The organism is Riemerella columbipharyngis, assembly GCF_900101995.1.
In the GTDB taxonomy this organism is placed as follows: Bacteria; Bacteroidota; Bacteroidia; order Flavobacteriales; family Weeksellaceae; genus Riemerella; species Riemerella columbipharyngis.
The window spans coordinates 1-12,527 of sequence record NZ_FNAS01000027.1 but is presented as its reverse complement, the minus strand read 5'-3'; the positions used below and the strand labels follow the sequence as shown (position 1 = coordinate 12,527).

The 12,527-nt window shown below is 36.9% G+C and carries 14 protein-coding genes; 8 read left to right on the top strand and 6 right to left on the bottom strand.

What is annotated here, in order from left to right:
- Nucleotides 1-708 precede the first annotated feature (708 nt).
- The 5 genes from BLS89_RS10060 (at nucleotide 709) to BLS89_RS10040 (ending at nucleotide 4,523) form a co-directional block, all read left to right on the top strand.
- On the top strand, nucleotides 709-1,386 hold the full coding sequence (locus tag BLS89_RS10060) for a T9SS type A sorting domain-containing protein (protein WP_092738055.1): 678 nt from the start codon (nucleotides 709-711) through the stop codon (nucleotides 1,384-1,386).
- A gap of 118 nt (nucleotides 1,387-1,504) precedes the next feature.
- Nucleotides 1,505-2,173 (top strand): ABC transporter ATP-binding protein, encoded by a 669-nt coding sequence (locus BLS89_RS10055; RefSeq protein ID WP_092738057.1) that lies wholly within the window; start codon nucleotides 1,505-1,507, stop codon nucleotides 2,171-2,173.
- A 228-nt stretch (nucleotides 2,174-2,401) separates the two neighbouring features.
- Nucleotides 2,402-3,277, top strand: a complete 876-nt coding sequence (locus BLS89_RS10050; protein ID WP_092738053.1) for a hypothetical protein — start codon at nucleotides 2,402-2,404, stop codon at nucleotides 3,275-3,277.
- A gap of 113 nt (nucleotides 3,278-3,390) precedes the next feature.
- The gene (locus tag BLS89_RS10045; protein WP_092738051.1) at nucleotides 3,391-3,894 is read left to right on the top strand and encodes a DUF7935 family protein; all 504 of its coding nucleotides are present in this window, start codon (nucleotides 3,391-3,393) and stop codon (nucleotides 3,892-3,894) included.
- 17 nt (nucleotides 3,895-3,911) lie between these two features.
- Complete coding sequence (locus tag BLS89_RS10040) at nucleotides 3,912-4,523, top strand: inorganic pyrophosphatase (RefSeq protein WP_092738049.1); 612 nt, start codon at nucleotides 3,912-3,914, stop codon at nucleotides 4,521-4,523.
- Nucleotides 4,524-4,650: 127 nt separating this feature from the next.
- Here BLS89_RS10040 and BLS89_RS10035 read toward each other — a convergent pair whose 3' ends face one another.
- Both BLS89_RS10035 and pdhA read right to left on the bottom strand, forming a co-directional pair.
- Nucleotides 4,651-6,246, bottom strand: coding sequence for a 2-oxo acid dehydrogenase subunit E2 (locus BLS89_RS10035; RefSeq protein WP_092738047.1), 1,596 nt, complete (start codon nucleotides 6,244-6,246; stop codon nucleotides 4,651-4,653).
- Between the two features lie 16 nt (nucleotides 6,247-6,262).
- Complete coding sequence (gene pdhA, locus BLS89_RS10030) at nucleotides 6,263-7,264, bottom strand: pyruvate dehydrogenase (acetyl-transferring) E1 component subunit alpha (RefSeq protein WP_092738045.1); 1,002 nt, start codon at nucleotides 7,262-7,264, stop codon at nucleotides 6,263-6,265.
- A 170-nt stretch (nucleotides 7,265-7,434) separates the two neighbouring features.
- On the opposite strand from pdhA, the gene prmC reads away from it, so the two are divergent.
- Complete coding sequence (prmC, locus tag BLS89_RS10025; RefSeq protein WP_092738043.1) at nucleotides 7,435-8,280, top strand: peptide chain release factor N(5)-glutamine methyltransferase; 846 nt, start codon at nucleotides 7,435-7,437, stop codon at nucleotides 8,278-8,280.
- A gap of 159 nt (nucleotides 8,281-8,439) precedes the next feature.
- On the opposite strand, the gene truB is transcribed toward prmC, so the two are convergent.
- From truB to BLS89_RS10005, 4 genes are read right to left on the bottom strand one after another with little or no spacing between them, the layout of a single operon-like run.
- Entirely contained in the window at nucleotides 8,440-9,150 is a 711-nt protein-coding gene (truB, locus tag BLS89_RS10020; RefSeq protein WP_092738041.1) for a tRNA pseudouridine(55) synthase TruB, read from the bottom strand.
- A 1-nt stretch (nucleotide 9,151) separates the two neighbouring features.
- The gene (locus BLS89_RS10015) at nucleotides 9,152-9,970 is read right to left on the bottom strand and encodes an undecaprenyl-diphosphate phosphatase (protein ID WP_092738039.1); all 819 of its coding nucleotides are present in this window, start codon (nucleotides 9,968-9,970) and stop codon (nucleotides 9,152-9,154) included.
- Nucleotides 9,971-9,989: 19 nt separating this feature from the next.
- Nucleotides 9,990-10,259, bottom strand: coding sequence for a DUF3098 domain-containing protein (locus BLS89_RS10010; protein ID WP_092738037.1), 270 nt, complete (start codon nucleotides 10,257-10,259; stop codon nucleotides 9,990-9,992).
- A 15-nt stretch (nucleotides 10,260-10,274) separates the two neighbouring features.
- Entirely contained in the window at nucleotides 10,275-11,177 is a 903-nt protein-coding gene (locus BLS89_RS10005) for a cell division protein FtsX (RefSeq protein WP_092738035.1), read from the bottom strand.
- A gap of 97 nt (nucleotides 11,178-11,274) precedes the next feature.
- Here BLS89_RS10005 and rsmA point away from each other — a divergent pair, with 97 nt between their 5' ends.
- Both rsmA and BLS89_RS10780 read left to right on the top strand, forming a co-directional pair.
- Nucleotides 11,275-12,051, top strand: a complete 777-nt coding sequence (rsmA, locus tag BLS89_RS10000) for a 16S rRNA (adenine(1518)-N(6)/adenine(1519)-N(6))-dimethyltransferase RsmA (RefSeq protein ID WP_092738033.1) — start codon at nucleotides 11,275-11,277, stop codon at nucleotides 12,049-12,051.
- Nucleotides 12,052-12,122: 71 nt separating this feature from the next.
- Nucleotides 12,123-12,272 (top strand): hypothetical protein, encoded by a 150-nt coding sequence (locus tag BLS89_RS10780; RefSeq protein WP_176763305.1) that lies wholly within the window; start codon nucleotides 12,123-12,125, stop codon nucleotides 12,270-12,272.
- Nucleotides 12,273-12,527: the final 255 nt, after the last annotated feature.

Below are 12,527 nucleotides of genomic sequence, written 5' to 3'. Positions count from 1 at the left end.
AGGGAGTTATAAGGTATAATAGGGATAATCATAAATTTGAAGGTTGTAATGGCTCTAGCTGGGTAACACTAGGGTAATTACCCCCTCTTACATCTCATCTTATTCCCCCAAAACACCCTCGAATACTCGGGGGTGTTTTTTATTGGTAAATAGAAAATTTCAGCTATTTTAACTTATCCATATAAATTTTTACGCCTATTCTAGTATCAAAAAAAAATAAAAATCCTTTTTTATGGAGTATTGTGGTAGTATTTCTTTATTTTCTATATCTTAATATCTTTGAGTATGATATTTTTTTTAAATTTCTCTTTTATGTAATTTATAATCTTTTTTTGAGATAAAAAATTAGAAAAAATATTTATGTATAATTTTTTATTGTACAGATAGCCTTACTGAAAATAGATGGAGGATTTTTTAATAAAATTTAATGGATTTTCATAGAGCTTAAATAAAATAATAAATTATGAAAAAACTTTATTTATGGGGCTTGTTTTAGCGTGTTCATTTACTGTAGCTCAAGAGCTAAATGTGCCGAATAAGGCATTTAAAAAACTGGTACTGGAAAAAAATATGGTGGATGAAAAACGGTGATAGTACGATTACGGTGCAGGAAGCACAAAAATTCAGTGGAACATCGCATTTGGACAATCGTACCATTAATGACCTTTTACAGGTTTAGAGCAATTTGTTAATGTCGATAAAATATCATTGACTTATAACAAAGGAACATTAGCTTCTTTGGATCTGAGTGCTAATAAAGAATTGACAGCGCTCGATATAAAAGGCTCTAAGTTATCCTCATTAAATATTAAAAACAATCCTAGCCTTACGGCGTTGACTTGTACAAAAAATAACCTCACGGAGCTTAATATTACCCAAAATACAAAGCTTGAGGAAGTTGAGTGTATGGAGAACCAGATTAAGCAATTAGATGTTAGTAAAAATAACAAAATGTATATGTTAGATTTGACATCCAATAAATTAGTTCGTTTAGACCTTTCGGGGGATTACGAATATTTTCCTTATTTAATGATTGAGGATAACCCAGACCTTACTTGTGTCAAGATGAAACCAGGTGCAGAGCCTGGATCTGCATGGATGCAAGATTCTGGAGTTGAATATAGTGAAAATTGTGAAGGCGTGATGGGGGTAAAAGAATTGCCACAAAGAAGCATATCGGTATATCCTAATCCTGTAAAAGATATGTTGTATATAAACTCGGCTAAGACACCTTCCGAAATAAAAATCTATAACGCATCAGGCAGTCTGGTAGCGGCAGCAACAACCCAGAAATCTATAAATGTTAAGAATTTGAGCAAAGGTTTTTATGTGGTACACTTCGTAGTAGATGGTAATATTATCGTCAAAAAAATAGTAAAAGGATAGATTTTTCATACAATAGAGTCAATGAATGGGCCAGTCTCTTCGAGAGTGGTCTGTTTTTTTGTATAGAAAGTTTAAAAGTGTTTTCTGTGTATCAAAAATTATTGCTACCTTTGGTTTTATGATTAAAGCTAAGAATATATACAAGTTTTATGGTAACTTAGAAGTTCTCAAGGGCGTAGATATAGAGATAGGAGAGGGCGAAGTGATTTCTATAGTAGGAGAGTCCGGAGCTGGAAAATCTACATTGTTGCAAATTTTAGGCACATTAGACCGCCCTACGGATGTCGCTAAATACGCTACGGAAATTACCATAGACAAGCAGCCTTTTCTTAAAATGAAAGATAAACAATTGTCTAAATTTCGGAACGAAAACATAGGATTCGTTTTCCAGAATCACCAGCTGCTACCGGAATTTACGGCTTTTGAAAACGCGCTGCTTCCCATTAAAATAGCAGGTAAAAACGAAAGTGAATATATGGATAAGGCTTATTCTTTGTTTGAGGATTTGAAAATAGCAGAAAGAATTCATCATAAGCCCAAACAGCTTTCGGGGGGGGAAGCCCAGAGGGTTGCTGTGGTGAGAGCCCTTATCAATTCGCCTAAAATTATATTTGCAGACGAGCCTACAGGAAACCTCGATTCCAAGAACGCTGAGGCACTCCATCAAATGTTTTTTGACCTAAGGGATAAATACCACCAAACCTTTATCATCGTAACTCACAATACCAATCTGGCGAATAGTACCGACCGAAAGTTTGTAATGAAAGATGGTAAAATTTTAAGTTGAATATTGTTGAGTAAAGTTTATGATAAAAGGGGCAAAAAAGATCAAATTCAGTATTTTTTATGACTCTTCGTTATGAAAAACATCGGTCGCTAAAACTTGTATCACCTCTATATATTTGAATACATTGATATAGCACAAATATGATCTAAGGCTGCGTTATGGTACTTTTGGAGTTGTCTTATCATTGTATGATTGTGTTTTTTAAGTCTTGCAGATGAAAGATATATTATGATTAAAATTGTTAAATATAATTCTCTGAATGTTGATAAATATTTAGAATGTGTGCGAAAATCTGAACAGTACTGTTATCAGTCAGAGATAGATTTTTTGGAAAGTAGTAATGGAGAAGACTGGGAGTTTTTGGTGGAGGAGGATTATCAAGCGGTGATGCCTGTGCCTATTATAAGAAAATTAGGGATAAAAATAGTTTTGCCGCCGCCTTTTGCACAGCAATTAGGCATTTTTTCATCGAAAGACGAGCCGTATCTCAATCAGTGTTTTTTTGATTTTTTAATGAAAAAATATAGGGTTTATTATTATCCTTTTAATATTAAAAATAAAATAGAGCAGCTGCACGAAAGCCCTAATTATTATATTGAACAAGGTGATTATCAATCGGTAAAGTCTCGCTATTCCGCCACGCGTAGAAGAAATGTACGGCTTAATCACAAAAGTAATTCGGGACTGGCTTTTTTTCGGGATTTGGAAATAAAGGCTATGCAGGCATTTTTCTACAAAAATATACTTGGCTTGAAATCTGAAAAAATGAAAAACCGCTACTATGAGGTATTGGAGGAGCTTTACTCAAGAAAGAGACTGAAAATTTATGGTGTAAAAAAAGACGAAAAATGGGTCTCTATGGCGGCGATTTCAGATTTTCCAAAGGAGCGAGCGTTATTATGTTTAATGAATAATAAGTCTGTACAATCCAATGCAGCCTCTATCATTATTGATGATGTTTTGGAGGAAAGTATTCAGAATCAAACTTTCAATTTTATGGGAAGCCGTATTCCCGCCATACAAGATTTTAATAGGCGTTTTGGTGCGGTAGTACAGAGCTACAAAATAATACCTGTCTCTAAAAGGAGATTACTGAAGATTTAATAACGCTCTGAGCCGTCTTATTTTTAATGAAATGTTTCATATAAAAAGGTTCTTGAAAGCAACTATTTTTTCTAAGCAATTTTATTACTAATTTTGCAATCCAATGTTTGTAGATGAACGAATTTAGTCAATATTATCCTTATATAGCAGTTCTGGTTGTGGCTTCTGTATTTCTGATATTTTTCAGACAATGTTTGGCAACCTATATTTCTATTAAGAACAAAGAATTGTTGCTATTGGCAAAATCTCATCAAAATGATATTGCCTATCCGGCTTATGAGAGAATTTCTATTTTTTTGGATAGAATAAAACCTGCCAACCTCGTAAAAAACTACGATTCTAATCTGGCAGTTCATGAGTTTATTTATCTTACGGAAAAGGCAGTGAATGAGGAGTTTAGTTATAATGTGGGGCAACAGATTTATATTAATGAAGCGATTTGGGAGGATATTGTGAGAGCAAAGAGCAAAGTACTATTCCACCTAAAATCAACTTACGAAAAAATGAGTAATACCTCGTCTTTAGAGGAATTCAAGACGGTGTTTTTGATGAGCTATATGAATGATGGTGATGCCGTATCGCACTGTCTCAATCTTATTAGAAAAGAAATAAAATAATAAAAAAAATAAACATAATGAAACCAACTTACAAAGCCCATCCATGGCATGGCATTTCAGCAGGAGAAAAAGCTCCGGAGATTGTAAATGTATTTGTGGAGATTGTTCCTTCTGATACTATTAAATACGAAGTGGATAAAGAAAGCGGTTATCTAAAAGTAGATCGCCCTCAGAAGTTCTCTAATATCATTCCGGCACTATATGGCTTTATCCCAAAAACTTACTGTGATGAGAGTATAAAAGAATTGGCTGTACAGAGCGGTGCAACAGATGTAACAGAAGGAGACCACGATCCGCTTGATATCTGTGTGCTAAGTTCTCACCATATCCATTCCGGAAATCTTTTAATGGACGCAATACCTATCGGGGGGTTTAAGATGATAGATAAAGGCGAAGCAGATGACAAAATAATAGCGGTGATGGTAGGAGACCAGAGCTATGGCCATGTTAAAGATATCTCCGAACTACCGGAAGCAGAAATATCAAGATTAAAGCATTATTTCTTGACATACAAAAATATGCCGTACGAAAAGGCATCTTGTAGAATAGACGATATCTATGGAGCAGAGCATGCAAAAAAAGTGATTACAGCGTCTATGTCTGATTATGAAAAAAAATACGGAAAGTAAAACACAGTTTACCCAGAAGAAAGTCTCTCAATTTTTTTGAGAGGCTTTTTTTGTGAGATTTGTACGGTATTGATATTAAAAAATCCGCTTCAGACGAAACGGATTTTTTTAGTTATGAGTTAATAATTTATACTAATATAGCCAATGGATTTTCGAGGTAGGTTCTAAGTGTTTGTAGGAATTCGGCTCCTGTAGCACCATCTACTACTCTGTGGTCGCAGGCTAAAGAAAGTTTCATCGTATGTCCTACGACGATTTGTCCGTCTTTCACAACAGGTTTCTCTATAATAGCCCCTACGGATAAGATACAAGAGTTAGGCTGATTGATAATAGAAGTAAAGCTCTCTATTCCAAACATACCAAGATTGGAAATTGAGAATGTAGAACCTTCCATTTCGTTAGCCTTTAATCCTTTTCCTTTAGCACGCGAAGCCATATCTTTTACAGATGCAGAGATTTGAGAATAGCTCATTTGGTCTGCATTTTTTAGCACCGGTACTACCAGTCCGTCCGGAATAGCTACAGCTACGCCGATATTGATATTGCCACGGTGGATAATTTTATCTCCTCCCCAGCTACTATTTACCTGAGGGTGTTTTCTTAATGCAACAGCAGTAGCTTTGATAATCATATCATTGAATGATATTTTGCTATCAGGCAAAACGTTTATTTCTTTTCTTGCTTGGATCGCTTTGTCCATATCCACTTCTACCATTAAATAGTAGTGAGGCGCAGAGAATTTACTCTCAGACAAACGCTTAGCAATTACATTTCTCACTTGAGAATTAGGGGTTTCGGTATCTTCTCCCGTTACGAAGCTAATAGGTGTTTGTACAGCTGCCGAAGCCGGTTTGGTCTCAGTTTGAGCTTGTGTGCTTGGCTGATAGTTTTCTATATCCCTTTTTACAATTCTGCCGTTTTCTCCGGAACCTTTTATTGAGGTAATATCAATGCCTTTTTCTTCTGCCATTTTTTTAGCCAATGGGGATATTGCTATTCTATCGGTAGAAGTTTGTACAGGGGTGCTTTCTTTTGGTGCTACTGCCTCTTCTTTAGGGGTATTGGGGTGAGAATTCTCAACTTTAGCAGAAGTCGCACCATCTGAAACTACAGTAGAGATATCTGTCCCCGCAGGACCGATGATAGCAAGAATGTCATCTACTTTAGTCCCTTCTCCTTCAGCTACGCCTTGATAAAGAAGAACACCGTTGAATTCGGATTCAAAATCTTGGACTGCTTTGTCGGTTTCTATTTCTGCGAGGATATCGCCTTCTTTTACTTGTTCGCCTACTTTCTTGTGCCAAGCTGCTACCTTTCCTTCCGTCATCGTATCAGAAAGGCGGGGCATATTGATGACTTCTACGCCATCAGGTATCGCTGCCGGTGTATTGTCTGCCGTTGTATGCTTAGTTGGCAATGTTGTTTGAGGTTGTTCGCTTTGAGCCGAAGAAGCTCCTCCTTCTATGAGGTTAGAAATATCTTCGCCTTGCTCTCCTATGATAGCGAGAACTTTGTCCACAGGTGCAGAACCTCCTTCTTCCACACCTTGATAAAGAAGCACCCCATTGAATTCGGATTCAAAATCTTGAACTGCCTTGTCGGTTTCTATTTCTGCGAGGATATCGCCTTCGTTTACTTTATCGCCTACTTTTTTATGCCAAACTGCCACTTTTCCTTCTGTCATTGTATCAGAAAGGCGGGGCATTGTGATTACTTCTGCCATAGTTTTTCTTCTTTTTTTAATTTTCTAATTTATCTAAAAAAGGATAATCTTTAGTGGAATATACATATTCGTAAACTTTTTCAGGGTCAGGGAATGGAGATTCATCAGTGAATTTTACACATTCTTCTACTTGTTCCTTAGACTTCTCATCTATGTCTTTTAGTTCTTGTTCTGTAGCCCAATGGTTTTCTAATATTCTTTTTTTTACCAATTCTATAGGGTCGTACTCCTTGTGCATAGCCACTTCCTCTTTTGTTCTGTAAGGTTCGGCATCAGACATAGAGTGTCCTCTGTAGCGGTAGGTTCTTGCTTCTATAAATGTAGGTCCGTCGCCTCTTCTTGCTCTTTCTATTGCTTCAAATGCCGCTTCAGCCACCTTTTCGGGATCCATAGCATCTACAGGTAAGCAAGGCATTTCGTAGCCTAATCCTAATTTGTAAATATCCTCGTGGTTAGCCGTTCTTTTTACGGAAGTTCCCATAGCATATTGGTTGTTTTCACAAACAAAAACTACCGGAAGTTTCCAGTTCATAGCCATATTGAACGTTTCGTGCAGAGCACCTTGTCTCACGGCACCATCTCCCATAAAACAGATGGTCACGGCTTTTCTGTCAAAGTATTTATCTGCAAATGCAATACCTGCTCCCAAAGGAATCTGCCCTCCTACAATACCGTGTCCACCGTAGAAGTGGTGTTCTTTACTGAAAATGTGCATAGAGCCGCCAAGACCGTGAGAAGTCCCTGTCGCTTTACCACAAAGCTCTGCAAGGATTCTTTTAGGCTCTACCCCCATAGCCATAGGGTGTACATGGCATCTGTATGCCGTAATCATATTGTCTTTGGCTAAATCCATGGCGTGCACGAATCCGGCAGGGATAGCTTCTTGCCCATTATATAAATGCAGGAAACCTCTTATCTTTTGTTTTAGATAAAGAGAGCGGCATTTATCTTCAAAGCGTCTCCACATTGTCATATCTTTATACCATTGCAGGTAAACTTCTTTAGAAAACTCTTTCATAGGTTTATAGAATTATTTAGCAAAAATAAGAAAAATATTGTGTTACTAAAAACTCTTTTATCGAAATAGATAAGGTGATGCCTAATATTCCTCTGTCAGAGGCTCTTGATTTGGAATATAGACCACCTTAATTATTTGATTATCTTTGTGCCTCGAAATAATATACTGAGATGACATTAAGGGATATAAGAGTGCTTTTTAGACAAGAATTGTCCAATGACTATACGCATTCTGAAATTGATAATCTTCTGAAAATTACGATGGATAAGGAATGTGGAAAAGTATTTAATTCTTATGAGCTAAATACGGATATAGAAATAGATAAGGTGGATTTTCAAAAAATACAAAAGACATTGTCTTTACTTAAAACAAAAATGCCGTACCAGTATATCTTTGGCGAAGCCGATTTCTATGGTTTGAGTTTTATTGTAAATGAGCATACCCTTATCCCCAGACCGGAAACCGAAGAATTAGTAGAATTGAGTATTGGTAAAATAAAAGAGAAATTTGGGAAAAGAAAGTTTTCAGTGTTGGATATCGGTACGGGATCGGGGGTTATAAGCATTATTATTAAAAAACATTTTCCCGACGCAGATATTATAGCGGTTGATATTTCGCAGCAGGCATTGGCGGTTGCAAGAGAGAATGCATTGAGGCATAATACCGAAATTGAATTTTGCGAGGTGGATGTCCTTAGTGAAAATCTTAATGACAATTTTGATGTGATTATCTCAAATCCCCCTTATATAGGATTAAAGGAAGAAAAAGAACTTTCCGAAATAGTACGCCGCTATGAGCCTCGCCATGCACTTTTCCCGCTGTCTGAAGATGATTTGATTTTTTATAAAAGAATAGCATTACTTGCTCATAATTGTCTTAATGATAATGGGGCTATTCTATTGGAAATCAATCAAAAATGGGGAAAAGAAACCTGTGCTTTGTTTGATGGATTTGCCAAAAGCATTTTGATAAAAGACCTCTCCGGCAATGATAGATTTGTAGTGGTGGAAAAGTGATTAATCTTTGTGGCTGAAAAATGTCAAATTATCTTGAACCTTGATTTTAAGTCAAAGGCAGCATCTGCGCCTATTCCGCCGAATAGTCCCAATTTTTCGATTTTTGTTTTTTGGCTAAATGCTAAGGTAGATACCAAAATGCTGAAGCTTAATAAAATTTTATTCATCTTCTGAAAATTTAAAGTCGTTGGATAGATAATCGATTGAGGCATCTTCTATTCTATAATTACCGATTTTCGTTCGTCTCAGTTGGGTGAGGTAGGCGCCTACGCCTAAGGCTTTTCCAATGTCGTGAGCCAAACTGCGGATATAGGTTCCCTTGCTGCAGCCTACTGAAAATCGGACAAAAGGTAATTCTATTTCTACATTGTCAATGAAATAAATCGTGGTTTTTCGAGATTTCATTTCTACATTTTCGCCGGCTCTTGCCAGGTTGTACGCCCGCTCTCCATCTACCTTTATTGCAGAAAAAACCGGTGGGGTTTGCTCTATTTCGCCTACGAAAGAATTTAGCGTTTCCCGTACTTGTTCTTTGGTGAGGTGGGCAAAGTCCTGATGCATGATTTCGGGTTTTTCGGTGTCGTAAGATTCGGTCTGTACGCCTACTTTTATTTCTGCCCAATATTCTTTTGGGGCGTCTTGTATCTGCGGAATGCGCTTAGTCGCTTTACCTACGCAGACAATTAGCAGCCCCGTAGCCCGAGGGTCTAATGTGCCGGCGTGTCCTACTTTTATTTTTTTGAGTTTGAACTCCCTTTTGATTTTGAATTTTATTTTATTCACCGCTTGGAATGAAGTCCATTCCAGTGGTTTGTCCACTAGTAATATTTCTCCTTGTTGTAAAGCTTCTAACGAGAATTTTATACCCATTCTAAGAAACGAAATAGAAATAAACTAATAGTACCAATCCTACAATGATTCTGTACCAGCCCCAAGGTCTGAAACCATACTTGTTTAGCAGACTGATGAATGTTTTTATCGCTACCAATGCCACCAAAAAAGACACGACATTTCCCAATAGAAAAACTTTCATATTGTAGCTATTGGCAAGAAGCATCTCGTAGCCTTTTTGTTTTATTTCGCTACCTTCTCCCCATTTTTTCAGGAATAGAGAATAGCCCGTAGCAGCACACATAGTAGGCACGGCAAGGAAAAAAGAAAATTCTGCAGCAGCTTTTCTGCTGAGCTTTTGCGTCATTCCTCCAATGATAGAAGCAGCACTTCGGCTAGTTCCCGGCATCATCGCAAGGCACTGCCAAAACCCTATGATTATCGCATTTTTGTAAGAGATTTCTTTTTCGCTGTGAGTGGAGGGATTCTTGAACCAGCTGTCAGCAAACAACAATACCACGCCACCCAAAACCAATACCGTAGAAATAGCAATTTGGTTCCCCAAAACACGCTCTATCATATCATTAAAAAGATAGCCTAATGCCAAAGCAGGAATTACGGCAGCAATGAGTTTGTAGTAAAATTTAAGGTTCGAAAAATCAAAGAACTTTTTGTAATAAGCCACCACTACAGCCAATATAGCTCCCAGCTGTATGGAAACCTGAAACATTTTGAAAAAATTATCGTCCTTCACCTCGAGAAGGTTTCCCGTAAAACCGATATGGGCCGTAGAAGATACTGGCAGATATTCCGTAAGTCCCTCTACAATAGCGATAATGATGGTGTGTAAAAACTCCATGATTTAAGTATTTGTTGGTTTACTTTTTAGTTCGTTTCATTATAGCATAGCCTTCTGCCACAAACCCTAAAAAAATAAGTAAAGGAGCTATTCTTATTCTTCGGATAGAGAAAATGTCTTCGTTCCAATAGTTTGGGTCAAAAGTACCATCCGGTTTGGTATTGGCACCGTACCCCATCATCAGGATAAATCCTAAGGCTATCAGTACTATGCCTATTAGCATCCATAGATAATTTGATTTTCCGAAATAAAAGGTATTTTTGATAGGGAGGGATTTATATTTACTCATCGTATTGTTGATTATTTAAGAATAGTATAAGTCATCAATATTGCTTCTGAGAAATCTCCAAGTGGCAAAAATAGTACTGATAACGGTAATCAAGACACCTACTGAGAAAACTAATATCACGAGTTTGAGGTAAGCCGCAGAGTCTTGTATAAATGGTGTACCGATGACTTGTGTGGTGAAATAGTACCATAGTCCAAAGAGTATCGTAAGCCCAATTATAGCACCTATAAGCCCCAATACAACAGCTTCGGTAATGAAGGGTTTTAGAATAAAACGCCTTTTGGCGCCTACCAGCTGCATTGTCTTGATGATAAATCTTTTAGAAAATATTTTTAGTTTTATAGAATTGTTTATCAATACGATAGCTAATATCAAGAATAATCCCGAAAGTGCCAATATCCAAGTGAGAATTCTATTCAGGTTGTTATAAACTTCTATCATTAGAGCACTATTGTTTTTCACTTCTACGATGCCCTGTACTTCGGATAATTTTTTTACGACTTGGTCTATTTTTGCAGGATCTACATAGTCTGGTTTTAGTGCTACTTCCACAGATGCCGGAAAAATATTTTTATCAAATAATGTTTCCGTATCTACCCCCATATCTTTTCGAGCTTCTTTGGCGGCTTGTTCGCGAGAAATAAAAGTAGCACGCTGTACAAAGGGAAGAGATTTTATATTTTCGAAAGCCACCGTCTGCTGTTTCTCTATTTTTAGAGAATCTTTAGCGGAATAGTCATTGCTGAAAAAAGCATTTACTACCAATTGTTCCTTGATATAGTCGGAATAACTTCGGGCATTGATGAGAATTAGTCCAAAAAGTCCCACTAAAAAGAGTACCAAAGAAATACTCACTACTACGGTAATGTTGCTTGATCTCAGTCTTTTCTTGTTGAAGTCGTCTACTGTCTTAGCCATCAAATAAAAATTTTCGGCTAAAATAGAAAAAAACTTCCGAAATTTGCGAGAAATTAGAATAAAATCAGTGTTAATAAAATCATAAAAAAATAAAATCTTGATAGTAAAAGCCAAAAAGCATCTCGGCCAGCACTTCCTGCACGATGAGAATATCGCCCAAAAAATAGTTGCATCTTTAGACGGCACCCATTATCCCAATGTGCTGGAAGTAGGTCCCGGTACGGGTGTCCTTACCAAATATCTGTTGGATAGGTCGGTCACACTTTCTCTGGCGGAGATAGACGAAGAGTCCATAGCGTATCTGAAGGAAACCTATCCGCCCATCACAGAAGAAACATTTGTAGGGGATTTCCTTAGATTAGATATAGAGGGCAACTTTGATAGTGAAGTGGGGGTGATTGGGAATTTTCCTTACAATATATCGTCTCAGATTTTGTTCAAAATTATTGATAACTACCGGAAAATTCCGGAGATGGTGGGGATGTTTCAGAAAGAGGTAGCAGAGAGAACGGCAGCGAAACCTCGCCAGAAAAGTTACGGCATACTATCGGTATTGGTTCAGGCTTATTACGATGTGGAATATTTGTTTACCGTAAATGAAAATGTTTTCACGCCGCCACCTAAAGTGAAATCGGGTGTCATAAAGCTTACCCGAAACCCTAAAGAAGCCCTTACCGGAATAGAAGATTTGTTCAAGAAAATTGTGAAAGCGGGGTTCAACCAAAGACGGAAAAAGCTAAGCAATGCCCTTAAAATTATGAGGATTCCTCAGTCGATGGCATCTCATCCGTTTCTGGATTGTAGGGCAGAAGAGCTAAACGTAGAGGATTTTATCCAATTCAGTATAGAATGGCGAAACTCTTGCGAGGGATAGTTTGGTGGGTTAATTCTCTTTTTTATCAATGTTTCTTTTGTATATTTGTGCAAATGTAAAATAGTACGAAAATGAAAAAGTGGAATATTCTATTGATTGTAACAGCGGTACTTTTGGTCTTGTCAATTGTTTTTAAGGCTAATATCCTCGTCGTTTTATCTTTGGTTTGTTCGATGATTGTCTTCTTGCTGCAGTTATTTAATAAGAAAAAGACACAATAGACAAATAGATTAAACCTACAATAATGTGGGAGTCGCTTAGTGATAAGGGGCTTTTTTTGTTTTTAGTAAATGTGTCAAAATTTAATTTTTCTTTTTAACTTTTGGTTGTGTTTTAAAAAGTATGATGATATAAAAATTTGACAATCAGGGAATAAAGTTGTATTTTTGTTGAATGTTAATAATAATTAAACTCCACTGCCCCAATTGTCAAGGTACAAAGATAGTCAAAAACGGAAACAAAAAGAACAAAAAGCA